The sequence below is a fragment of the Tistlia consotensis USBA 355 genome (assembly GCF_900177295.1).
In the GTDB taxonomy this organism is placed as follows: Bacteria; Pseudomonadota; Alphaproteobacteria; order Kiloniellales; family DSM-21159; genus Tistlia; species Tistlia consotensis.
Genome location: NZ_FWZX01000012.1, coordinates 41,908 through 65,129 on the forward strand (window position 1 = coordinate 41,908; position 23,222 = coordinate 65,129).

General features: G+C 72.0%; 23 protein-coding genes. 15 read left to right on the top strand and 8 right to left on the bottom strand.

Annotated features, from left to right (window positions below; all coding sequences use genetic code 11):
* The first annotated feature begins 204 nt into the window (after nt 1-204).
* The gene (locus B9O00_RS15355) at nt 205-843 is read left to right on the top strand and encodes a class I SAM-dependent DNA methyltransferase (RefSeq protein ID WP_085123576.1); all 639 of its coding nucleotides are present in this window, start codon (nt 205-207) and stop codon (nt 841-843) included.
* Between the two features lie 16 nt (nt 844-859).
* Here the strand turns inward: B9O00_RS15355 and B9O00_RS15360 are convergent, their stop codons facing one another.
* Nucleotides 860-1,078 (bottom strand): MbtH family protein, encoded by a 219-nt coding sequence (locus tag B9O00_RS15360; protein WP_085123577.1) that lies wholly within the window; start codon nt 1,076-1,078, stop codon nt 860-862.
* A 351-nt stretch (nt 1,079-1,429) separates the two neighbouring features.
* Here B9O00_RS15360 and B9O00_RS15365 point away from each other — a divergent pair, with 351 nt between their 5' ends.
* From B9O00_RS15365 to B9O00_RS15375, 3 genes are read left to right on the top strand one after another with little or no spacing between them, the layout of a single operon-like run.
* Complete coding sequence (locus B9O00_RS15365) at nt 1,430-2,794, top strand: MBL fold metallo-hydrolase RNA specificity domain-containing protein (RefSeq protein WP_218822877.1); 1,365 nt, start codon at nt 1,430-1,432, stop codon at nt 2,792-2,794.
* A complete protein-coding gene (locus B9O00_RS15370) occupies nt 2,791-4,347 on the top strand; it encodes a thymidine phosphorylase family protein (protein WP_085123578.1) in 1,557 nt (518 codons plus the stop codon). The genes B9O00_RS15365 and B9O00_RS15370 overlap by 4 nt, the downstream gene beginning before the upstream one ends.
* On the top strand, nt 4,344-5,246 hold the full coding sequence (locus B9O00_RS15375; RefSeq protein ID WP_085123579.1) for a ribose-phosphate diphosphokinase: 903 nt from the start codon (nt 4,344-4,346) through the stop codon (nt 5,244-5,246). The genes B9O00_RS15370 and B9O00_RS15375 overlap by 4 nt, the downstream gene beginning before the upstream one ends.
* Before the next feature lie 27 nt (nt 5,247-5,273).
* Here the strand turns inward: B9O00_RS15375 and petA are convergent, their stop codons facing one another.
* Nucleotides 5,274-5,843 carry a ubiquinol-cytochrome c reductase iron-sulfur subunit gene (petA, locus tag B9O00_RS15380; protein WP_085123580.1) on the bottom strand — a complete coding sequence of 190 codons (570 nt, stop codon included), beginning with the start codon at nt 5,841-5,843 and terminating at the stop codon, nt 5,274-5,276.
* Between the two features lie 227 nt (nt 5,844-6,070).
* Between petA and B9O00_RS15385 the strand changes: the two genes are divergently transcribed.
* Nucleotides 6,071-8,014: a potassium transporter Kup gene (locus B9O00_RS15385; RefSeq protein WP_085123581.1), complete on the top strand. Its 1,944-nt coding sequence runs from the start codon at nt 6,071-6,073 to the stop codon at nt 8,012-8,014.
* A 74-nt stretch (nt 8,015-8,088) separates the two neighbouring features.
* Here the strand turns inward: B9O00_RS15385 and B9O00_RS15390 are convergent, their stop codons facing one another.
* The 4 genes from B9O00_RS15390 to B9O00_RS15405 form a co-directional block, all read right to left on the bottom strand.
* Complete coding sequence (locus B9O00_RS15390; RefSeq protein WP_085123582.1) at nt 8,089-8,418, bottom strand: hypothetical protein; 330 nt, start codon at nt 8,416-8,418, stop codon at nt 8,089-8,091.
* Between the two features lie 115 nt (nt 8,419-8,533).
* Entirely contained in the window at nt 8,534-8,974 is a 441-nt protein-coding gene (locus B9O00_RS15395; RefSeq protein ID WP_143596249.1) for a hypothetical protein, read from the bottom strand.
* Nucleotides 8,975-8,990: 16 nt separating this feature from the next.
* The gene (locus B9O00_RS15400) at nt 8,991-10,016 is read right to left on the bottom strand and encodes a TerC/Alx family metal homeostasis membrane protein (RefSeq protein ID WP_085123584.1); all 1,026 of its coding nucleotides are present in this window, start codon (nt 10,014-10,016) and stop codon (nt 8,991-8,993) included.
* Between the two features lie 178 nt (nt 10,017-10,194).
* The gene (locus tag B9O00_RS15405; RefSeq protein WP_085123585.1) at nt 10,195-11,616 is read right to left on the bottom strand and encodes a glutamine synthetase; all 1,422 of its coding nucleotides are present in this window, start codon (nt 11,614-11,616) and stop codon (nt 10,195-10,197) included.
* 315 nt (nt 11,617-11,931) lie between these two features.
* Between B9O00_RS15405 and B9O00_RS15410 the strand changes: the two genes are divergently transcribed.
* The 6 genes from B9O00_RS15410 (at nt 11,932) to B9O00_RS15435 (ending at nt 17,507) form a co-directional block, all read left to right on the top strand.
* Complete coding sequence (locus tag B9O00_RS15410; RefSeq protein WP_179243952.1) at nt 11,932-12,693, top strand: creatininase family protein; 762 nt, start codon at nt 11,932-11,934, stop codon at nt 12,691-12,693.
* A 65-nt stretch (nt 12,694-12,758) separates the two neighbouring features.
* A complete protein-coding gene (locus B9O00_RS15415) occupies nt 12,759-13,832 on the top strand; it encodes a putative urea ABC transporter substrate-binding protein (protein ID WP_085123586.1) in 1,074 nt (357 codons plus the stop codon).
* A gap of 82 nt (nt 13,833-13,914) precedes the next feature.
* On the top strand, nt 13,915-14,730 hold the full coding sequence (locus tag B9O00_RS15420; RefSeq protein ID WP_085123587.1) for an ABC transporter permease: 816 nt from the start codon (nt 13,915-13,917) through the stop codon (nt 14,728-14,730).
* 10 nt (nt 14,731-14,740) lie between these two features.
* Nucleotides 14,741-15,616, top strand: a complete 876-nt coding sequence (locus B9O00_RS15425; protein WP_085123588.1) for an ATP-binding cassette domain-containing protein — start codon at nt 14,741-14,743, stop codon at nt 15,614-15,616.
* Nucleotides 15,617-15,645: 29 nt separating this feature from the next.
* Nucleotides 15,646-16,686, top strand: coding sequence for an isopenicillin N synthase family dioxygenase (locus B9O00_RS15430; protein WP_085123589.1), 1,041 nt, complete (start codon nt 15,646-15,648; stop codon nt 16,684-16,686).
* Entirely contained in the window at nt 16,683-17,507 is an 825-nt protein-coding gene (locus B9O00_RS15435; protein WP_159460227.1) for an SDR family NAD(P)-dependent oxidoreductase, read from the top strand. The genes B9O00_RS15430 and B9O00_RS15435 overlap by 4 nt, the downstream gene beginning before the upstream one ends.
* 215 nt (nt 17,508-17,722) lie before the next feature.
* Here the strand turns inward: B9O00_RS15435 and B9O00_RS15440 are convergent, their stop codons facing one another.
* Together B9O00_RS15440 and B9O00_RS15445 are read right to left on the bottom strand one after the other, a co-directional pair.
* Entirely contained in the window at nt 17,723-18,787 is a 1,065-nt protein-coding gene (locus B9O00_RS15440; RefSeq protein ID WP_085123591.1) for an isopenicillin N synthase family dioxygenase, read from the bottom strand.
* Between the two features lie 50 nt (nt 18,788-18,837).
* On the bottom strand, nt 18,838-19,758 hold the full coding sequence (locus tag B9O00_RS15445) for a LysR family transcriptional regulator (RefSeq protein ID WP_085123592.1): 921 nt from the start codon (nt 19,756-19,758) through the stop codon (nt 18,838-18,840).
* 200 nt (nt 19,759-19,958) lie between these two features.
* Here B9O00_RS15445 and B9O00_RS15450 point away from each other — a divergent pair, with 200 nt between their 5' ends.
* The 4 genes from B9O00_RS15450 to B9O00_RS15465 are packed head-to-tail and all read left to right on the top strand — an operon-like array spanning nt 19,959 to nt 23,217.
* Nucleotides 19,959-20,744 (top strand): creatininase, encoded by a 786-nt coding sequence (locus tag B9O00_RS15450; protein WP_200808529.1) that lies wholly within the window; start codon nt 19,959-19,961, stop codon nt 20,742-20,744.
* Between the two features lie 8 nt (nt 20,745-20,752).
* Nucleotides 20,753-21,637 carry an EamA family transporter gene (locus B9O00_RS15455; protein WP_085123594.1) on the top strand — a complete coding sequence of 295 codons (885 nt, stop codon included), beginning with the start codon at nt 20,753-20,755 and terminating at the stop codon, nt 21,635-21,637.
* Between the two features lie 4 nt (nt 21,638-21,641).
* Nucleotides 21,642-22,361, top strand: a complete 720-nt coding sequence (locus B9O00_RS15460; protein WP_085123595.1) for a hypothetical protein — start codon at nt 21,642-21,644, stop codon at nt 22,359-22,361.
* A gap of 40 nt (nt 22,362-22,401) precedes the next feature.
* Nucleotides 22,402-23,217, top strand: a complete 816-nt coding sequence (locus B9O00_RS15465; RefSeq protein ID WP_085123596.1) for an urea amidolyase associated protein UAAP1 — start codon at nt 22,402-22,404, stop codon at nt 23,215-23,217.
* Nucleotides 23,218-23,222 lie beyond the last annotated feature (5 nt).

Genomic DNA, 23,222 nt, shown 5'->3' on the forward strand with positions numbered 1-23,222 from the left:
TTCCGCGGTCTCGGCCCGGCCGAGCATCGCACGGCCATGGGCCGGGCCGCGACGGTCGCGGGCTGTCGCTTTTTGTGGGTTTCTGTGGTAATTGACCGGCAAGCGACCTGCAACCACACAGATGTCGAGCCGTCCGCTGCGCCGCCCGGGCGAGCGTCGCCGGCCGGCCGTCCAGCGACCCTGTCCACCGAAGGGGAGATCTTCATGAGCGACGCCAAGCAAGTCGACCATCTGCACGACGTCTACAGCGCCGAGTCCGTCGACACGCTGGCCGAGACCTACGACGCCTGGGCCCAGGACTACGACGCCGACATGCTCAAGGCCGGCTACCGCCATCCGATGATCTGCATCGGCCTGCTGGCCCGCCATGTCGCCGCCGATGCCGGGACGATCGTCGACGCCGGCGTCGGCACCGGCCTGCTCGGCGAGTGGCTGAAGATCCTCGGCTACCGCAGGGTGGCCGGCTTCGACCTCTCGAGCGGCATGCTCGAGGTGGCGCGCCGCAAGGGCGCCTACGACGACCTGCGCCAGGCCGCCCTGGGCAAGCGCCTGCCCTACGAGGACGGCGCCTTCGCGGCAGCGGTCTGCGGCGGCGTCTTCACCATCGCCCACGCCGACCCGAGCGGCCTCGACGAGCTGCTGCGCATCGTCAGGCCCGGTGGCCATGTCGTGCTGACGGTCAAGGACAAGCTCTACGAGGAGGGCTTCGAGACCCACCTCGAGACGCTCTCGGCAGCCGGCCGCTGCCGCCTGGTCGAGATGACGCCGAGCTACCTCTCGATGCCGAACCAGGAAGGCCAGTCGACCAGCCGGGCGCTGGTCCTCCAGGTGCTCGCCGGCTGAGCCGGCGCCGGACGGATCAGCCGCCCATCGCCTCGCGCAGGCTCTTCGGGCGCATGTCGGTCCAGTGCTCCTCGACGTAGGCCAGGCACTCCGGCTTGGCGGCGGGGCCATGCACCCGCTGCCAGCCGGCCGGCACCTCCTTGCCCGCGGGCCAGAGCGAGTACTGCTCCTCGTCGTTGATCAGCACGACGAAGACCTCGCCGTCGATGGTGATGTCGTCGACCGGTTCGCTCATCGCCTTCCCTCCCGTGGTCCGCGGCAAGACTAGATCCCGGCCCGGCTGGCCGCAACGCGCTGGCCCTGCGATGACAGAGATTTAATCGCGCCGCCGATTGCCCCTGGCCGTGCCTGCGGGCACCGTCGGGCGAGAAGTGAGACCGGGGAGGCCGGTCCGACGGACAGCGCCGGACCGCCGCTGGGCCGGGCCGCGCGCGCCCGCGCCCGGCGCACGGAAGATCCGGCCAGGCGCGATTGATCCTGGTCATTCGGCGGCGCGCCCGGCCAAGCTATCGACCGTGATCGGTCCACGACGGCGGGGCCGATGCCGCCATCGAGCGAGAAGAGCCGTCACGGGAGGTCGCGTTCCATGGGCATCAGCCTGTCGTTCCTCGGCGCCGTCGGCACGGTCACCGGCTCCAAGTACCTGATCGAGATCGACGGCGCGCGGGTGCTGCTCGACTGCGGCCTGTTCCAGGGCTTCAAGCAGCTGCGCCTGCGCAACTGGGCGCCGCTGCCGGTCGCCGCGAAGAGCATCGACGCCGTGGTCCTGACCCACGCGCACCTGGACCATTCGGGCTACATCCCGCTGCTGGTCAAGAAGGGCTTCCGCGGCCCGATCTACTGCACCGAGGGCACCCGCGAGCTCTGCGCCATCCTGCTGCCGGACAGCGGCTACCTGCAGGAGAAGGACGCCGAGTTCGCCAACCGGCACGGCTTCTCCAAGCACCGCCCGGCCCTGCCGCTCTACGACCAGGCCGACGCCGAGGCCGCCCTCGAGCGCTTCTCGGCGGTGCCGTTCGACACGGAACGGACGGTCGCCGACGGGCTGTCGGCCCGCTTCCTGCCGGCCGGCCACATCCTCGGCGCGGCCATCGTCGAGCTGAGCTGTGCCGGCCGCCGCCTCGTCTTCTCCGGCGACCTCGGCCGGCCGAACAGCGCCACCATGCTGGATCCGACGCCGATCGCGAGCGCCGACTACCTGGTCGTCGAATCGACCTACGGCGACCGCCTGCACGAGCGGCGCGATCCGGAGGAGGCGCTCGCCGAGGTGATCAACCGGACGGCGGCGCGCGGCGGCACGATCCTGATCCCCTCCTTCGCCGTCGGCCGGGCGCAGACCCTGCTCTATCACCTGCAGCGCCTGAAGGCGGCCAAGCGCATCCCCGACCTGCCGATGTACCTCGACAGCCCGATGGCGATCGACGCGACCGAGCTGTTCTGCCGCCACGCCGAGGAGCACCGCCTGAGCCAGCACCAGGCCGAGGTCGCCTGTCGCGTCGCCCGCTACGTGCGCGAGCCCCAGGAGTCGAAGGCGCTGGACCGCGAGGCGATGCCAAAGATCATCATCTCGGCGAGCGGCATGGCGACCGGCGGGCGGGTGCTGCACCACCTGAAGCGCTTCGCGCCCGACCCGCGCAACACGATCCTCTTCGCCGGCTTCCAGGCCGGCGGCACGCGGGGCGCCGCGATGACCTCCGGCGCCGAGCGGGTCAAGATCCACGGCGAGTACGTGCCGGTGCGCGCCGAGGTCGATAACCTGCACATGCTGTCGGCCCATGCCGACGCGGACGAGATCATGGGCTGGCTCGGCAAGTTCGAGCGCGCGCCCAGGATGACCTTCGTGACCCACGGCGAGCCGGCCGCCTCCGACGCCCTGCGCCACCGCATCGAGGAGGAGCTGGGCTGGCCCTGCACCGTGCCCGAGTACCGGGAGGAGACCGAGCTGGCATGAGCCCCGATCCCCAGGAGCGCCTGGCCCTCCAGGAACCGGTGCCGAACAGGGTGCGGGTCCGGCGGGCCGGCATCGACACCCACTACGAGGCGGTCGTGTTCATGCGCGACGACTGCCCGGTCTGCCGGGCCGAGGGCTTCACCGCCCATGCCCGGGTCAAGCTGTCCCGCGACGGCCGCTCGATCATCGCGACGCTCTACCAGATGACCAGCGACCTGCTGGCGCCGGCCGAGGCCGCGCTGTCGGAGACCGCCTGGCTGCGCCTCGGCCTCGACGGGCACGAGGACGGCGCCGAGACGATCACCGTCACCCACCCGGACCCGCTGGAGTCGCTGAGCCGCGTGCGCGGCAAGGTCTACGGCGAGACGCTCGACGCCCGCGCGCTCAAGACGATCATCACCGACGTCGTCGCCGGCCGCTATTCCGACATCCATCTCTCGTCCTTCATCACCGCCTGCTCGGCTCGGCCCCTCGACCTCCAGGAGATGATCGGCCTGACCGCCGCGATGACCGAAGCCGGCGATCGGCTGAGCTGGTCGGTGCGGCCGGTCGTCGACAAGCACTGCGTCGGCGGCCTGCCGGGCAACCGCACGACGCCGATCGTGGTGTCGATCGTCGCGGCCTGCGGCCTGACCATGCCGAAGACCTCGTCGCGGGCGATCACCTCGCCGGCCGGCACCGCCGACGCCATGGAGACGCTGGCACCGGTCGACCTCGACCTCGCGAGCATGCGCCGCGTCGTCGAGCAGGAGGGCGGCTGCATCGTCTGGGGCGGCGCCGTGCGCCTCAGCCCCGCCGACGACACGCTGATCCGCGTCGAGCGCGCGCTCGACCTGGACAGCGAGGGCCAGCTCATCGCCTCGGTGCTGTCGAAGAAGATCGCCGCCGGCTCGACCCACCTGGTCCTCGACCTGCCCGTCGGGCCGACCGCGAAGGTGCGCAGCGGCGAGGCCGCGTCGGCCCTGTCGGAATCGCTGCTGGCGGTCGCCCGCGCCTTCGACATCGAGGCGCGCGTGCTGATCTCCGACGGCCGCCAGCCGGTCGGCCACGGCATCGGCCCGTCGCTCGAGGCCCTCGACGTGCTCGCCGTGCTGCAGGGCACGGCGGGAGCGCCGAGCGATCTGCGCGCGCGCTCCATCACCCTGGCCGGCGCCCTGCTGGAGCTGGCCGGCGCCGCCGCGTCGGGCGAGGGCGAGGCGCTCGCGACCCGCACGCTGGCCGACGGCCGGGCCTGGGCCAAGTTCCAGCGGATCTGCGAGGCCCAGGGCGGCCTGCGCGAGCCGCCGACGGCGGCGCACCGCCACACGGTCACGTCCGGCGCCTCGGGACGGGTCCTGGCGATCGACAACCGGCGCCTCGCCAAGGTCGCGAAGCTGGCCGGCGCGCCGGACGCCAAGGCTGCCGGGGTCGAGCTGCACGTCCACCTCGGCACCGAGGTCGAGACCGGCGAGCCGCTCTATACCGTCCACGCCGAGGCGCCGGGCGAACTGTCCTACAGCCTGGACTACGCGGCGGCGAATCCGGACATGATCGCACTGTCGGAGGGACGATGAAGCCGCTGCTGGTCACGCTGCCGGGCAGCGAGCCGCTGTCGGCGGCGATCGCCGAGGCCATCGGCGCCGAGCAGGCCCTGATGGAGCTCCGCCATTTCCCCGACGGCGAGACCTACCTGCGCTACGACAGCCCCGTCGTCGGGCGGCCGGTCGTGCTGCTCTGCACCCTCGACCGGCCGGACGGCAAGCTGGCGCCCCTGCTGTTCGCCGCGGCCGCGGCACGCGATCTCGGCGCAAGCTCGGTCGGCCTGGCGGCCCCCTATCTCGCCTACCTGCGCCAGGACCGCCGCTTCCGGCCGGGCGAGGCGGTGACCTCGCGGGCCTTCGCGCGGGTCCTCGACGGTGCCCTGGACTGGCTGGTCACAGTCGACCCGCACCTGCACCGCCTGGGGGCGCTCTCCGAGGTCTACGGGATCCCCGCGGTCGCGCTGCACGCGGCCCCCCTGCTCGCCCGCTGGATCGCCGCCGAGGTCGAGCGGCCGCTCCTGGTCGGCCCCGACGCCGAGAGCGAGCAGTGGGTCGCCGCGGTCGCGGCCGAGGCCGGTGCGCCCCATGTCGTGCTGCAGAAGGTCCGGCACGGCGACCGCGCCGTCGAGGTCTCGCTGCCCGAGGTCGGGCGCTGGCACGACCACACGCCGGTGCTGGTCGACGACATCGTCTCGACGGGCCGGACGATGATCGAGACGATCGGCCACCTGCGCGACGCCGGGCTCGCCGCGCCGGTCTGCCTTGCCGTCCACGGCGTCTTCGCCGAGGGGGCCTACGATGCGCTGCGGCAGGCCGGGGCCGCGCGCATCGCCACCAGCAACTCCATCGCCCACGCGAGCAACGCCATCGATCTGACCGCCCTGCTCGCGGAAGCCGTCCGGCACAGGGTCGCGCAGGCGGCGCGCGCCTGACCGACGGGACGAAGGATCTCGCCCCGCTCAGCCGATGCGCAGCTTCGTGTCGGAGCGGAACTCGTAGGGCGGCAGGTAGAGGTTCTTGGGCGCCGGGCCGTGGCGGACACGGCCGGCGGTGTCGTAGATCGAGCCGTGGCAGGGACAGAAGTAGCCGCCGTAGGGCCCGCGCGGATCGCCGGGCTTCTGGCCGAGCGGCACGCAGCCGAGGTGCGTGCAGATGCCGATCACGACCAGCCAGGGCTGGCGCTTGACCCGCGAGGCGTCGGTCGCCGGATCGATCAGGGTCGGGCTGTGGTCGGCGGCTCGGGCCTCGGCGACCTCCTGCCGCGTGCGGCGGTCGATGAAGATCGGCTTGCCCCGCCAGGTGGCGGTGATGCGCTGGCCGACCTGGACCGGCGAGAGATCGACGTCGACGGTCGAGAGGGCGAGCACGTCGGCAGAGGGGTTCATGCTGTCGATCATCGGCCAGGCGACGATGCCTGCGCCCAGCAGGCCGAACGCCGCTGTCGTGAGCGTCAGGAAGTCGCGACGCGTCGGCGCCTCGCCACCCGCCGCCAGCTCTGCCTGGCTCGGCGATCCCGCCCTGTCGGACATTGATCGAGTCTCCTCAGAAGGGCCCGGCCGGGAAGCGGCCGCGGCGACAGGGCAACGAAGAGAGGCGCGCGCGGTTCTCTCCCGCGACCGTGACGAGACGTCGCTCGGCGGATCACGCCCACCCGCCGATCATGCGCAGCCTGCCCTGCAGGCCCGGCGCTGATATCCGGCTGCGACTTGATGCAGACTGCGGGCGAGACCGCCAAGCGGGAGGGAGGCTGCCGACGATGAGCCAGGAGCCAGCCGAAAGCGGGCAGCCGGCCCTCGACACCGTCGAGGAGGCGGCGGAGGCCCGGGGCCCCGGCGCCGACGGCCAGGCCGGCCAGGGCGTCGCGGCCCTGACGCTCGGCTCGATCGGCGTCGTCTACGGCGACATCGGCACCAGCCCGCTCTATGCGCTGCGCGAGGGCCTGCGCTACGCGGCCCGGGACGGCCTGCTGCCGTCGGAGGTGATCGGCGTGGTCTCGCTGCTGCTCTGGGCGCTGATCGTCATCGTGACCGGCAAGTACGTGCTGTTCCTGCTGCGCGCCGACAACCACGGCGAGGGCGGCACGCTGTCGCTGCTGGCGCTGACCCAGTCGGCCCTGGGGCGGCGCACGGCCGTCCTGCTGCTGCTCGGCATCGCCGGCGCGGCCCTGTTCTACGGCGACGCCGCGATCACGCCGGCGATCTCGGTGCTGTCCGCCGTCGAGGGTCTCGGCCTCGTCACGCCGGACCTCGCGCCCTACGTGCTGCCGCTCGCCGTCGCCATCCTGGTCGCGCTCTTCGCCGTCCAGCACCGGGGGACCGGCGCCATCGCCCGCTGGTTCGGCCCGATCACCGCGCTCTGGTTCCTGGTGATGGCGGTCGCTGGCGCCCGCCAGATCGTCGGCCAGCCGGCGATCCTGGCCGCGCTGGACCCGCTCGAGGCGCTGCGCTTCCTGGCCGGCCACGGCACCGTCAGCCTGCTGGTGCTCGGCGCGACCTTCCTGGCGGTCACCGGCGCCGAGGCGCTCTACGCCGACCTCGGCCACTTCGGCCGGCGGCCGATCCGCATCGCCTGGCTCGGCCTGGTCTTCCCCTCCCTGGCCGTCAACTACCTCGGCCAGGACGCGCTGGTGCTGCAGCGGCCGGAGGCCTTCACCGATCCCTTCTTCCTGCTGGTTCCGGGCTGGGCGCTGCTGCCGCTGGTCCTGCTCGCGACCGTCGCGACGGTGATCGCCAGCCAGGCGGTGATCACCGGCACCTATTCCCTGACCCAGCAGGCGATCCAGCTGGGCCTGCTGCCGCGGCTCGTCATCCGGCACACCTCGGAGACCCGCACCGGGCAGATCTACCTGCCGCTGGTCAACTGGCTGCTGCTCGCCGCGGTCCTGCTGCTCGTGCTGCTGTTCGAGAGCTCGGACGCCCTGGCCTCGGCCTACGGCATCGCGGTCACCGGCACGATGATCGTCACCAGCCTGCTGGCCTTCCTCTTTGTCCGGCACGGCTGGGGCTGGCCGCTGGCCGGCGCACTGGCCGCCGTCGCGCCGCTGCTCGGCGTCGAGCTGGCGTTCCTCGCCGCCAACCTGCTGAAGCTGCCGGAAGGCGGCTACGTGCCGATCCTGATCGCCGCCCTGCTGGGCGTCGTCATGTGGACCTGGACCCGGGGCGCCGCCATCCTGTTCGACAAGACGCGCGCCTCGCTGGTGCCGCTGGAGGGCTTCGTCGAGAGCCTCGGCGGTAGCCGCGCGGCGCTCGTCCCCGGCACCGCGGTGTTCCTGACCGGCGATCCGCTGACTGCCCCCGGCGCGCTGCTGCACAACCTCAAGCACAACCATGCCCTGCACCGGCGCAACATCGTGCTGACCGTGCGGACCGCCGAGACGCCCCGCGTGCCCGACGACGAGCGCGTGTCGGTCGAGCGTCTGGGCGACCGCTTCCTGCGGGTCGAGCTGCGCTTCGGCTACATGGAGACGCCGGAGGTGCCGAAGGCCCTGCGCCAGTGCCGCCGGCACGGGCTGGCGTTCGACATGATGTCGACCTCCTTCTTCCTGGGCCGCCGCAAGCTGCGGCCCGATCCCCGCTCCGGCCTGCCCGCCTGGCAGGACAAGCTGTTCATCGCCCTGGCCGAGGTCGCCGCCGATCCGACCGACTTCTACGCCCTGCCGCCCAACCGGGTCGTCGAGTTGGGCTCGCAGATCGCGATCTGACGCCCCGATCCGAGGGCACGAGCCGGCCCGGCCCCTCGGGCGGGAGGCCGGGCCCTGGCTTCACGGCTCGCGGCTCACGGCTCCCGGCCGCCCCTGCCGGCGGGGCCGAGGTGCTCGGCCGCCTTGTCGACCTCGCCGGTCGCCTCGAGGCGGTAGCTCCGCCAGCCGAGCCAGCCGGCGACCGGCAGGCTGGCCGCCGCGGCCAGGAAGGCCGCGGCGAGGCTCGCGGCGTCGCCGACGCCGAGCAGGGACAGGCCGGCCCCGGCGAGGGCCCCGGCCGTGACGCCCAGGCACAGGCCGGTGATGATGAAGACGCTGACGCCGACCAGCAGCGCCTGAGCACGAAGACCGACCCTGCGGCCGGAGGCTCCGGCCGAGGGGTTCCAACAGGCGTTCGCAACCATGGTGTTTCGATCCGTCCGCCGCGGCTCCGCGGCGACCGCGGAGCCGCCGTTGATCCCGAGATCCGCTCGATCGAACGAGCCGGCAACCGCGCCGCAGGGCGCGGCCTGCCGCCGTTCAGGCGGACGGCGGGCCGCGGTTGCGGAGCCGCGACCGGGCGGGCTGCGGCGCCCAGGCCGGGGCGGCGGCGAAGACCCTCCCGCCCGCCGCGACCGGGGCCTCGGCGACGGGGACGGCGGCCGGCAGGGCCGTCGGCGAGGCCGAGGCCTCGGCGAGCTTCACGAGCCGGCGCACCGACGGCTCGAGCACGGACGCTTCCGGTCCGGACCGGTCGGGCAGGATCGCCGGGGCCGGTGCGGCGCCGTCGCTCGACCGGAGCTGTTCACCGGCCGCTCCGGCGCGCGGCGCGACGGCGTGCCGCGGCCCCGGTTCGGCGCTCCCGCCCCAGAGCGACGGCAGGAACAGCGACGGCAGGAACAGCGCCAGCAGGAGCAGCGCCGCGAGGCGCGTCGGCCGGCGGCGGGCCCGGTCGGGCGCGATCGGCAAGGCCAGCGTCACGGCCACGGCCTCCGGCTCAGTCGGCGGCCTGGCGGTCCGCCGGCGTCCCCCCGGCCGACGCCGGCGCCGCCGCGGCCTGCGGCCGGGCGGTGCGCCAGAGCGAGACCAGAAGGCCCGAGACCAGGATGGCGAGCGTGACCGAGAGCGACCAGAGCGGCGAGATCTCGGCCAGGCCGAGCCAGTCGGCGGCGAGGATCTTGCCGCCGATGAAGAGCAGCACCACGGCCAGGGCGTACTTCAGGTCGGCGAAGCGGTGGATCACCGCGGCGAGCGCGAAGAACAGCGCCCTCAGGCCGAGGATCGCGAAGATGTTCGAGCTGTAGACGACGAAGGGGTCGGTGGTGATGGCGAAGATCGCCGGGACCGAATCGACCGCGAAGATCACGTCGGCGATCTCGACCAGCACCAGCGCGAGGAACAGCGGCGTCGCGTAGCGCAACAGCCGGCCCGTCGCGGGATCGGGCAGGCGCAGGAAGAAACGGTCGCCGTGCAGGCACGGGGCCACGCGGCAGCGGCGCTGCAGCAGCCTCAGCAGCGGGTTGGCGGCGACGTCGTAGCCCTGGTCGGCCGTGACCAGCAGCCGCACGCCGGTCACCACGAGGAAGCCGGCGAAGAGGTAGAGCAGCCAGTGGAACTGCTGGAGCAGGGCGGCGCCGGCGCCGATCATCAGGCCGCGCAGCACGATCACGCCGAGCACCCCGAAGATCAGCACCCGGTGCTGATAGGCGCGCGGGATCGCGAAGTAGCCGAAGATCGTCGCGATGACGAAGATGTTGTCGAGCGCCAGCGACTTCTCGACGACGAAGCCGGTCCAGTAGTCGACCGCCGCGTCCGCGCCGAACTGCAGACCGACCAGGCCGCCGAAGGCGACGCCCAGGCCGACATAGAAGGCCGAGAGCAGCAGGCTTTCGCGCAGGCCGATCTCATGGCAGCGCCGGTGCAGCACCCCGAGGTCGAAGGCGAGCAGCAGGAGCACCAGGACGAGGAAGCCGAGCCACGCCCACAAGGGCGTGCCCATCACGCCGACAAGCAGGGTCTCCATGGAACGTGACGTCCGCCGGCATCGACCGAACGGCGGCTCCGACATCGCGAGAGATCCGGCATCTCTCGCCAGAGGGGCCCGGGGCCGCGGGGTGCCAGCGCATATGGGCGCGCCGCGCGGCGGCCGCAATGGCGCCGCCGCGCGGCAGAAACGCCCCCGTCGGTCGGATGCCCGTCGGTCAGATGAAGGTCAGCTGGCGCGCGCGCTCCTCGGCCGAGACCGCGTAGAAGCCGTGGTCCCACTCCTTCAGCTTCTGCGCCAGGTAGATGTCCCGGAACTCCTCGCCGAAGGCCTCGACGACCAGCGGGTCCTCCTCGAAGTGCTCCAGGGCCTCGAGCAGGGTGCGCGGCAGGCGCGAGATGCTGAGGCCGTTGCCGGCGTCGATCCTGCCGCGCGCCGAGGGCTTGCCGAGCCGCTGGTAGAGGTTGTCGTTGAGCGGCACGCCCGGGTCGAGCCGGCGCTCGATGCCGTCGAGCCCGGCCGCCAGCGACAGGGCGGCGCCCAGGTGGATGTTGCAGCTGATGTCGGGCGCCCGGTTCTCGATGCAGGGCCGGTTCATCGGCAGGCGCAGCATGGCCGAGCGGTTGTTGTTGCCGTAGCAGCGCAGCACCGGGGCCCAGGACATGTCGGGCATGTCGCCCTGGGCGACCAGTCCCTTGTAGCTGTTGTGCGTCGGGCAGGTCACGGCGGCCAGCGCGCCGGCGTGCTCCAGCAGGCCGGCGACGAAGTGGTAGCCGAGGTCCGGGAAGCCGATGCCGTAGCGCGCGGCGAAGTCGCCGCTGCCGACCAGCGCGCGGTCAAACAGGTTGGTGCCGGCCTCGGGGTCGGCCAGCGACATGTTGAAGTGCGCGCCCGAGCGGAAGTCGTCGGCGAAGGGCTTGGGCATGAAGGTCGCGACGGCGCCCAGCGTCTCGGCGTGGCTGCGCAGCATGAAGCGCAGGAAGACCATGCGGTCGGCCATGGTCAGCGCGTCGGCGAAGGCGAAGTCGAGCTCGTACTGGCCGTTGCCGCCCTCGGCGTCGAAGGAATAGACGCCCCAGCCGAGCTGGTTCATGTAGCCGACGATCGGGTCGAGGAAGTCCATCGACTGCCAGGTCTGGTGCACGTCGTAGCCCGGGCAGGGCCCGAGGAAGCGGGAGGCCTGCAGCTGCTCCGGCCGCCCGCCGCCGCCCTGAGTCGCGCTGGGCGGGCGCAGCACGTAGAACTCCGGCTCGATGCCGAGGTTGAAGCGGTAGCCGGCCTCGGCCGCCCTCGCCAGCTGGCGCTTCAGGATCGTGCGGCTGCAGTTCGGATAGGGCGCGCCGTGATAGTGGAGGTCGGCGGCGAACCAGGCGTAGCGCTTGTCCCAGGGCAGCACGATCAGGCTGTCCAGGTCGGGCACCGCCGCGCACTCGTCCTTCTCCGGACCGATCAGGCCCATGCCTTCCAGCGCGCCGACCGTGTAGAGCTCGGAGCCCATCGCCATCTTGTCGAACTTCTCGACCGGCACGGTCTTCGACTTCGGCACGCCATGGACGTCGACGTAGGCGGCGAAGCAGTACCGCACGCCCTCGGCGATCAGCTGCTTCTTCAGCTCGGCGACGCGGACCGGATCGTTCATGCAATGCTCTCCCAGGCAGGGGGGTGGACCCTCGTTCGGCGAGAGCGGGACGATGCAATGGCCGCGCCAGAGCATACCTCGCGGCTTTCCGCTGCCCATCTTTTGCGCTGCATCATCCGATTGGCCAAGAAATAGGCACTTAGCCTTCGAACTGGCCAGATTCGGCCGGAGCCGCCCCGGCACAGCCGTCGCTGCAGCGCAGCATCGCGACCCCGCCCCCTTGGCACGACAGTTGCAGCTACTCCTTTCGTATCGAGCAACGACCGCCTGCGGCGGGCCGCTGCGGCCCGAGAGGCGGCGAGGAGGAACTCGCGAATGCCCCGGTGGGACCTGATGACCAGCACCGAGATCGGCGCGCTGCTCGGCGCCGGCATGGACCTCGCGGTGCTGCCGGTCGGGGCCACCGAGCAGCACGGCCCGCACCTCGCCTGCGGCTGCGACACGGTCTCGGCGGAGACCCTGGCCGAGCTGGCCGCCGAGCGCGCCGGCGGCATCGTCCTGCCGGGCCTGCCCTACGGCTGCTCGCTGGGCCATACCGACAAGTGGCCCGGCACCCTGTCGCTGCATCCCATGACCCTGACCCAGGTCGTGCTGGAGCTCGGCCGCTGGCTGGCGGCCAACGGCTTCAAGCGGGTGCTGCTGCTGTCCGGCCACGCGACCAACGGCCCGTCGCTGCAGAGCGCGATCCTGCAGCTGCGCTACGAGTTCCCCGAGAGCCGCTACGCGACCATGGGGCTCTGGGAGATCTCCAAGCGGGTCGGCGCGCTCTACACCCGCGACGGCGACGACATCCACGCCAACCGCGGCGAGACCTCGATCCTGCTGCACCTGCGCCCCGAGATGGTGCGCGCCGCGGCGGCCGAGGACGTGCCCGACGTCACGCCGGGCCGCGTCTTCTCCTATCCGATGCCGGCGACGACCCCGAACGGCGTCGTCGGCCGGCCCAGCGAAGCCAGCGCCCGCGACGGCGCGGCCATGGTCGAGACGATCGTCGAGGACCTCGCCGCCTGGATCGAGCGGGCCCTCGCCGAGGACTGGCCGGCGGTTCCCGAGGCCAGGGGCCGGGCCACGACGTGAGCCGCCGGCATCGCGACAACGATCAACCGCTTTTCCGAAGTGCGTTCCCGGAGGGAGAGAGAAAAATGAGGTTTCACAAGGGCTTGATAGCAACCGTCGCCGCCGCGGCTCTGGCGGTCAGCCTGCTGACCGGCGGCGCCGCCGAGGCCAAGACCTGGCGCTTCGCCTGGAACATCTACGTCGGCTTCATGCCCTACGGCTGGATGCAGGAGCACGGCATCCTCGCCAAGTGGGCGAAGAAGTACGGCGTCGACATCCAGCTCATCCAGGTCAACGACTACGTCGGCGGCATCAACCAGTTCACCGCGGGCGAGCTGGACGGCATGGCGGTCGCCAGCATGGACGGCCTGACCATCCCGGCGGCCGGCGGCGTCGACACGACGATCATGCTGGTCGGCGACTACTCGAACGGCAACGACGGCATCCTGTCGCGCACCGCCGACTCGGTTAAGGATCTGAAGGGCCAGACGGTCTACCTCTTCGAGCTGACCGTCTCGCACTACCTGCTGTCGCGCGCGCTGCAGATGAACGGCCTCGACCTGCCCGACGTGAAGACGGTGAACATCACCGACGCCGACATCGCCTCGGCCTTCATCGGCTCCGACGAGATCAAGCACGCCGTGACCTGGAACCCGATGCTGCAGCAGATGCACCAGAAGGTCCCGGGGGTGAAGGAGATCTTCGACAGCTCGAAGATTCCCGAGGAGATCGTCGACTGCATGCTGATGCACACCGAGGACGTCAAGGCGCACCCGGAGGTCGCCAAGGCCCTGGTCGGCGCCTGGTACGAGACCCTGGCGATGATGACCAGCGGCACGCCCGAGGCCGAGAAGATGATCGCCGACATGGCCGACATGAGCGGCGGCTCGGTCGCCGACTTCAAGGCGCAGCTCGACGACACCTTCCTCTATGCCAAGCCGGCGGACGCGCTCGACCTGATGACCTCGGAGCGGCACAAGAAGACCTGGGACTTCGTGCGCAAGTTCTCCTACAAGGTCGGCCTGTTCGGCGAGAACGCCAAGAACGAGGACTTCGTCGGCATCGCCTTCCCCGACGGCTCGGTGCTCGGCGACCCGAGCAACGTCAAGCTGCGCATCGATCCCTCCTTCACCGAGATGGCGGCCAAGGGCCAGCTCTAGGCTTGCGCACCGCGGGCGGCGGGCGGCGGAGGCCGTCCGCCGCCCGGCCGCGTGGAAGGGCCGGCGGGCACACGCACAGACCATGCGTCGGATCATCAACTATCACCCGGACCGGCTGACGGGCCTGCTGCTGGCCATGCTGCCCTTCGTGCTGCTGATCGCGGCCTACGCCGTCGGCTCGCAGGCGCGGCTGGCCGAGAACGCCGACGACAAGCTGATGCCGGCCTTCGCGACCTTCGTCGACGCGATGAGCCACCTCGCCTTCGAGCCGAACCGGCGGACCGGCGAGTACGTGTTCTGGACCGACACGCTGGTCAGCCTGCAGCGCCTCGGCCTGGGGCTCGGCATCTCGACGCTGCTGTGCATCGTGATCGGCGTGCCGATCGGCCTGATCCCCTACCTGCAGCAGTTCCTGAACTCCTTCATGGCGGCCTTCTCGCTGATCCCGCCGCTCGCCGTGCTGCCGATCCTCTTCATCATCTTCGGCCTCGGCGAGACCTCCAAGATCGTGCTGATCGTCTTCGGCATCGCGCCCTTCATGATCCGGGACGTCACGATCGCCGTGACCCAGATCCCGAGGGAGCAGCTGATCAAGGCGCAGACGCTCAACGCCAGCACCTGGCAGATGATGACCCAGATCGTCTTCCCGCAGGTCCTGCCGCGGCTCTACACCGGCCTGCGCCTGGGGCTCGGCGCGGCCTGGCTGTTCCTGATCGCCGCCGAGGCGATCGCCTCGGAAGGCGGCCTCGGCTACCGCATCTTCCTGGTCCGGCGCTATCTCTCGATGGAGATCATCCTGCCCTACGTCGCCTGGATCACCTTCCTGGCCTTCGCCATGGATTTCGCCCTCGACCGCCTGTCCCGCTGGACCTGCCGCTGGCATCATCTGGCTTCGTGAAGGAGCGCGCGTGACCGAAATCGTCGTCAAGGACCTGTTCAAGGACTACGACCGCGTTCCGGTGCTGGAGCGCGTCAACCTGACGCTGACCGACCACGAGTTCTGTGTCGTGCTCGGCCCCTCGGGCGCCGGCAAGACCACCTTCCTGCGCCTGCTGCTCAGCCAGGAGACGCCGACCCGCGGCTCGATCGAGATCGACGGCAGGCCGATCGCCCCGGAGCCGGAGGCCGACCGCGGCGTGGTCTTCCAGCGCTACTCGGTCTTCCCGCACAAGACCGTGCTGCACAACGTCATGATCGGGCCGGAGCTGACGCGCAGCCGCTTCCTCGGCCGGCTGTTCGGCAAGGCCCGGCGCGAGCTCGAGGAGAAGGCGCGCGGCCTGCTCGGGCAGGTCGGCCTGGCCGACGCGGTCGACAAGTACCCCGTGCAGCTGTCCGGCGGCATGCAGCAGCGCCTGGCGATCGCCCAGGCGCTGATCATGGAGCCGAAGGTCCTGCTGCTCGACGAGCCCTTCGGCGCGCTCGACCAGAGCACCAAGAAGTCGATGCACGGGCTGATCCTCGACCTCTGGCGGGCCAACCGGATGATCATCATCATGGTCACCCACGACATCCAGGAGGCCTTCACCCTGGGCACGCGGGTGCTGATGATCGACAAGGTGCGCCACGACCCGCAGGCGCCGGAGGCCTACGGCTCGACGATCACCCAGCACCTGCGGCTCGATCCGCAGCGCAAGCCCTCGCTCGGCCTCGCCGGCGCCGAGGAGAGCCGCACGATGCAGGACATCTTCCGCTCCTGGGCGGACCGCATGGGCCCGGCCGTCGTCGCCGACCCGGCCGACGAGCCGCCGAGGCAGCCCGAGCTGCTGTGCCACGCCGGCGAGTGAGCGAGCGACGAGAGGAGCGGCTTTACGCGATGCACGACCTCCAGGCCAACACCCGGAACCTCGACCGGCACGACCAGGCGGCGCGCCGCCTGGACTTCTCCGAGATCCCGCAGGTCGACATCGCCGGCCTGCGCGGCGGCGATCCCGCCGCGGCGGCAGCGGTCGGCGCGGCGCTGGCCGAGGCGATGGAGACCGTCGGCTTCGTCTACGTCACCGGCCACGGCATGCCCGGGAGCCAGCTCGACGCGACCTTCGAGGCGATGGCGCGCTACTTCGAGCGGCCCGAGGCGGAGAAGGCCGGCCTCGACATCCACAAGCTGGCGCGGCATCGCGGCTACGTGCCCTTCGAGGGCCTGCATGCCGACCCCCACGAGGGCGGCGCCGACCTGCAGGAGGCCTTCGAGCTCGGCCTCGAGCTGCCGGCCGACGACCCCGACTACCTGGCCGGCAACATGATGTACGGCCCCAACGTCTGGCCGGAGCGGCCGGCCGAGTTCAGGCCGGTGCTCTCGTCCTACCTCGACGGCGTGCACGCCATCGGCCGCCTGCTGTTCCACGGCATCGCGCTCGGCCTCGGGCTGCCCAAGGACTGGTTCGACGACAAGATCGGCAAGCCGATGATCCAGCTGCGCGCGATCCACTACCCGCAGCAGCCGCCCAGGGAGGTCGACGGCCGCCACATCGGCATCGGCGCGCACAGCGACTACGAGTGCTTCACCATCCTGGCCGCCAGCCAGCCCGGCCTGCAGGTCCGCAACCGGCGCGGCGAGTGGATCGACGCCCCGCCCCTGCCCGGCGCCTTCATCATCAACATCGGCGACTGCATGGAGCGCTGGACCAACGGCCGGCTGGTCTCGACCGTGCACCGGGTGATCAACCGCAGCGGCGCCGAGCGCTACAGCCTGGCCTTCTTCTTCGGCGCCGACTACGAGGCGACGATCGAGTGCCTGCCGACCTGCCAGGGCCCGGACAACCCGCCGAAGTACCCGCCGGTCAAGGCCGGCGACTGGACGACCAGCAACATCAAGGCGGCCTACACCTATCGGGCCAGCGAGGACGCCCGCAGGTGAGCAGCCTCTCGGGTCGGGCGGTGGTCGTCACCGGCGCCGCCAGAGGCATCGGCCTCGTGATCGCGGAGACCCTGGCCGCCCGCGGCGCAGCGGTCATCGGGCTCGACCTCGCGGAGCCGTCACGTCCCTCGACAGGCTCGGGACGAAGCCCGGATCCGGGCGAGCTCTCAGGTTCGCTTCGTCCCGAGCCTGTCGAGGGACGTGGGAGCGCCCCCGGCGCCGGAATCGACTTCCTCGCCTGCGACGTGACCGACGAGGCGGCGATGGTCGCCGCCTTCGAGGTCGCCCGGCAGCGCCTCGGCCGAATCGACGGCCTGGTCTGCAACGCCGGCGTCGTGCTCGAGAAGCCGCTGGTCGAGACCAGCGCCGCCGAGTTCGACCGGGTCGTCGCGGTCAACCTGCGCGGCGTCTTCCTGGCCGCCCGCGAGGCGGCGCGCCGCTTCTCCTGGGACCCGGCCGAGGGCGAGGCCGCCAAGCCGCGCCTGGTCGCCATCGCCTCGGAGCTCGCGCACCTCGGCCGCGTCGACTATTCGGCCTATTGCGCCAGCAAGGGCGGCGTGATCAGCCTGACCCGCGCGCTCGCCCGCGAGCTGGCCCCGGCCGTGCTGGTCAATGCCGTGGCGCCCGGCCCGACCGACACCGAGATGCTGCGCCGCGAATCCCAGTATCCCGACCTCAAGGCCCACGGCACCGGCATCCCGCTCGGCCGCATCGGCCGCCCCGAGGACGTCGCCGGCGCCGTCGCCTTCCTGCTCGGCCCGGACGCCAGCTACCTGACCGGCACGGTCATCGACGTCAACGGCGGCGCGGCGATGTACTAGCGGACAACCACCCGTTCTCATGCCGTCATCCCGGAAGCCGCTTTGCCCGGCAGCTCTGCTGCCGTCGACAAAGCGAGCTGTCCGGGACCCAGGGGCCACAGGCCGCAGCGGGACGACCCTGGATCCCGGGTCGCAAGGCTCGCCACCCGAAAGCCTGACGGCTTTCGGGCTCGCCTAGCGCCCGGGATGACGAGAGAAGATTTGGGCGAGGTAAATCAGCCCGCTTTGCGCTCCTGCTCGAAGCGGCCGAACTCGTTGAGGCCGCGGGAGCCCTCGGGCAGCTGGACGCTGCCGTCCTTCAGGCCATCGATCAGGTAGCCGAAGGTCTGCATGGTCTGGCCGACCAGGTGGTCGCCGGCGCTGAGCGCCGGATAGCGCGGCGGATTCTCCGGACCGACGAGATCGGGGTGCGGCGCGACCACCGTGTCGTAGTCGGTCGCGAAGAACATCGGGAAGGAGTAGCGCTCCTCGGTGACCTGCCGGACCCGGTGGCTGGTCGCGACGTAGGCGCCGTTCGACCAGGCCTCCAGCATGTCGCCGATGTTGATCACGAAGGCGCCCGGGATCGGCGGCACCTCGATCCACTCGCCGTCGCCGTTGATGACCTGCAGGCCCGGTGCGGTCGGCAGCAGGATGGTGAAGCACTCGTAGTCGGTATGGCCGCCGATGCCCATGACGTTGGCGCGCTCGGACTCGGGCAGCGAGTCGATCGGCGGATAGTGGACCAGGCGCAGCTGGGTCGTCGGCTTGGTGACGTGCTGGGCGAAGGCCTCCTCCGGCAGGCCCAGGCCGAGGGCGAAGCCGCGGATCAGCGTCTTGCCGAGGTCCAGCGCCGCGGCATAGTAGGCCGTGACCTGGCGGTCGAAGCCCTCGACCTCGGCCGGCCAGACGTTGGGGCCGAGCATACGGTTGCCGGCAAGGTAGTCGGGATCGTCGGCCGGCAGGTCGAGCGCCGTGTCGAAGGCCTCCTTGAGGTCGTCGCCGTAGCCGTAGAAGCGCTCCTCGCCGCGCGGCACGTAGCCCCGGTGGTTGCTCGAGCGGCCGATGTAGTAGCGCTGCTTGGTCTCGGCCGGCAGGGCGAAGAGGCGCCGGGCCGCGTCGAGCAGCCCCTCGATGGTCGCCTCGGGGATGCCGTGGCCGACGACGTAGAGGAAGCCGACCTCGCGGCCGACGCGGGCGAGCTCGGCGGCGGTCGCGCGGCGCAGGGCCGGATCCCCGGAACGCAGCCCCGAGACGTCGACGACCGGGACGGACTGGAAGGCGGTGCGGGCCTCTGCCATGGGAGCTTCCCTCGGCCGGCGGCACGGCACCCGAATGCGCGGAGGCGATCCTAGGGCTTCACTTTGACGTTCTCAAGAGAATTGTTCGCCGCGAAGAGATCCTCGAGGAAGGCCTCGAGCACCGGGGTGCGCGCCGCGCCGCTGCGCAGGGCCAGCTGCATCGGCAGGGTCTGGCGGTAGTCGGCGGGCCGGATCGCCCGCATCCGGCCCTGCCTCACCCACTGCGCGGCGAAGTGGTCGGGCAGGAAGCCGAGGTAGGCGCCCGACAGCACCAGGGTCGCCTGCGCCTCCATGTTGTCGACCGTCGCGGCCTGGGCCGCGGCGCCGATCAGCGTCAGGTCGCGCTCCAGGTCGAAGCTGCGGCCGACCAGCGGCGCGGTCGCCACCGCGACGTTGGAGATCGCGGCGTCGGGCCGGTCGAAGAAGGCATGGCCGGCGGCGCAGTAGAGGCTGTGGCGCTCGCCGTAGAGCGGGCTGTAGGCCAGCCCCGCGACCTTGCGCGGAAAGGCCCCGATCGCCGCGTTGAGGCGGCTGTCGAGCAGGGCGGCGGTCAGCTCGCCCGGCTCGTCGACGGTCAGGCTGACGTGGACCTCGGCGTCGCGCCCGGCGAAGCGCCGCATCGCCTCGCTGAGCGGCGCGCGCGGGTCGCTCAGCGTGTTGTCGTTGACCCCGAGCCGCAGCTCGCCGGACAGGCGGTCGCGCAGCGCCGCGGCCTCGGCCCGGAAGTCCTCCATGGCCAGGAACAGGCGGCGCGCGGCGGCCTGCAGCTGGCGGCCCTTCCCGGTCAGGCGGAAGCCGCCGCGCCCGCGCTGGCACAGCACCACGCCGAGCCGCTTCTCCAGGTTGCCGAGGTGGATCGACAGGGTCGAGGCGGTCAGGCCGAGGTGCGCCTGGGCGCCGGCGAAGCCGTCGTGGTCGGCGATCGCCTGGAACACGCGCAGCAGGCGCAGGTCGATGGGATCGAGCTGCAAGGGCGGCTCCCGATCGTTGTTTTGATATTTTTCAAAGTAAAGGTGAAACCTCGACTATGTAAAGCCGCCGCGGGGCCGCCTACCCTGCGCCCAGCTTCCGCCGCCGCGGTCCCGGACAACCAGACGGTTCGGTCGCCCGGATGCGCAACAGGCCGCGGCGCGGAAGCGGGGCATCGAGGGAACGGACAGGAGGTCGAGGCTTGCGCGACACGGTGATGATGTCGGAGATGAGCTGGTCGGAGTACGACCGGCGGCTCAAGGACGGCGCCCTGCTGCTGCTGCCCTGCGGCACCATCGAGCAGCACGCCCATCACCTGCCGCTCGGCGTCGACAAGCTGCTGCCGACCCGGGTCTGCCAGGAGGTCGCGGGCCGGCTCGGCGCGATCGTCGCCGATCCCATCGTCTATGGCTGCAAGTCGCAGCCGAAGATGGGCGGCGGCCAGGACTTCGTCGGCACGACCAGCCTGGACGGCGCGACCTACTTCAACGTCGTGCGCGACGTGCTGCGCGAGTTCATGCGCCACGGCGCGCGCCGGATCATCGTGGTCAACGGCCACTACGAGAACATGATGTTCATCATGGAGGGCATCGACCTGGCGCTGCGCGAGGCGCGCTACGACGACATCCGCGACGTCACGGTCATGCGCCTGGAGTACTGGGACTACATCCGCGACGCGACCCTGGCGACGGTCTTCCCCGAGGGCTTCCCGGGCATGGCCCTGGAGCACGCGGCGGTCATCGAGACCTCGCTGATGCTGCACTTCTTCCCGGACCTGGTCGACCTGAGCCGGATGCCGGAGGACGAGGCGCCGGCGGCCTTCCCGGCCTACGAGATCTTCCCCTCGGGCAAGCGCTGGGTGCCGCCCAGCGGCTCGCTCTCGCCGGCCAGGGGCGCCAGCGCGGAGAATGGTAGGCTGATCGCCGATGACAGCGTGTCGGGCATCGTGCGCGACATCGCGGCCGAGTTCGCCGTCGCGCCGCGCTGAGCGGCGCCATGGAGCTCTACGGCCTGCTCGGCGCCGGCGCACTGGGCCTGGCCGACTTCGCCGCCCGCTTCACCAGCCGTGCCCTCGGGCCGCTGCAGGTCGCCGCGGCCATGCTGCTGGCCGGCTGCCTGATCTTCGGGGTCGCGGCGCTGGGCCTCGGCCTCGGCTTCCCGCACGGCGGCCTCCAGCTCGGCTCCGCGGTCGCCTCGGGCGGCGTCTCGGCGCTCGGCATGATGGCCTTCTACACGGCGCTCGCCCTCGGCCAGATCACCTACGTGATCCCGCTGGCCGCGACCTATCCGATCTGGGCCGTGCTCTACGGCGCGCTCTTCCAGGGCCTGGCGGTGACGCCGCCGCTCGCCGCCGCCTGCGCCGTCACCCTGGCCGGCGGCTGGCTGGTCGCGGCCTACGGCGAGATCGGCCGGACGGAGGAGCGCGCGCCGGTCGAGGCGGCGCGGGAGCCGGCGGGCCGGCGCCTGCTGGTCGTCGCCTGCGCGCTGGCCGCCGGCCTGTTCATGGTCGTCTCGGTCTATCTCGCGGGCCCGGCGACCGCCGGCAGCTCGCAGATCGGCACTCTGGCGGTCGCGCGCGGCGCCGCCGCGGCGACCATCGTCCCGCTGCTGCTGCTGAGGCCCCGGCCGCTGCCGGCCGGCTCGGCCCGCTGGCTGCCGGTGATCGCCCTGCAGGGCCTGCTCGACGGCGTCGGGGTCTTCGCGCTCTACGCCGCGACGGCGGTGCCCGAGGGCGCCTTCGGGGTGGTGATCTCCTCGGCCTTCGGCGTCGTCACCGTGCTGCTCGGCCGCACCCTGCTGCGCGAGCGGGTCAACGCCCGCCAGTGGCTCGGCATCCTGCTCGCCATGGGCGGCGCCCTCTCGCTGACCGCCCTGAGCTGAGGCCATGAATCCGGACCGGGCGACCACGAACCACGAGCCCTGGCGCGACGCGCCGGTGCCGGCGGCCTACCAAGGCCTCTGGCGGCGCCTCTCGCTGATCCGGCCCGACGGCACGCGCGACGCGACGACCCTGGTGCTCTGGCTGCAGACGCCGGAACACCACGCCGACCTGCGCATCCCGGCCGACCGCCCCGACCTGACCGGCGCCGCCGGCCTCGACGAGCTGGACATTCCCGATCTGCTGGCGCTGGCCCGCCAGGAAGGCTTCGCCGGCGGCCAGCAGTACCGCACCGGCCAGCTGGCGTGGCGGCGGGTGATCGATTTCGCGCCCTCCGACGGCCCGCCGGACGAAGGCATCATGGAAGCCACCGGCCCGGGCCGCTTCACCGAGACCGGCCTGCACGTCGCCTATGGCGAGGACTGGCTGCGCGAGGACGGCGCCGAGGGCCCCTTCGCCGCGCGCGTCGAGCGCGCCCCCTTTCCGCGCTTCCTGCTGCGCGCCGGCCGCTGGGTCGCGCTGGCCGAGGACCGGCGGCCGGCGCCGCCGCCGCCGGGCGGCCTGGTCGAGCGCGCCGAGGCGGCGGCGGCGGCGGGCGACCGCCAGGCCCTGCGCGACCTCCTCGACTGCCCGATCTCCTTCGCCGAGATCGGCACCGACGGGATCGCTCGCATCCGCCACTCGAGCCATCCCTGGCTGGAGGGCGGGAGACTGCCGGTCCCATGACCCCCGACTATTCCCGAGCAGGACGGCGGAAGGAGCCGCGATGACCCACGATCCCGTCGCGCTGCGCAGGCGCTACGAAGAGCTGAAGGCCAAGGCCCAGGAGGCCGGCGCCTTCGAGGCCAGGCTGGCCGCCGCGCCCGGCAACCCCGAGACCCTGGACGAGAGCCTGGTGATCCTGCGCGAGACGATCCCGGCCGGCTGGTACTGGCGCGCCGCGATCCGGCGCGGCCAGGCCCTGCGCCTGGCCAACCCCGAGGGCTCGCCCGGCGTCTCGGCGCAGATCTGGGCGCTCGCCGACCCTTCCGAGCGCTTCAACGCCGCCGACACGGTCAAGCTGCAGTGGACCTCGCGGATCGCCAAGGGGCGAGTGCTGTTCAGCGACATGGGCCGGGTGCTGGCCTCGATCACCGACGACACGGGCGGCTTCAACGACTGCATCGTCGGCCCCTCGCGCCGCGCCACCGCCCTGCCGACGCCCGGCGCGCCGAGCACCGACGGACCGTTCCGCAACAGCCGCGACAACTTCCTGCTGGCCGCCTCGAAATTCGGCCTGGGCCGGCGCGACCTGCACCCCGCGATCACCTTCTTCGCCGGCGCCGGCGTCGACCCGGACGGCCGCCTGACCTGGGATCCGGCCGGCAGCGCGCCGGGCGCGCGGCTCGACCTGCGCTTCGAGATGGACGTGCTGGTCGCGCTGTCGAACTGCCCGCACCCGCTGGCGCCGGCCGGCCAGCCCGCAAAGCCGGTCGCGGTGACGCTGTGGCAGGCGCCGCCGCCGGCCGCCGACGACCTCTGCCGCACCGGCAGCGAGGAGGCCGTGCGCGGCTTCGAGAACACCGACCCGCTCTATTCCTGAGCAGG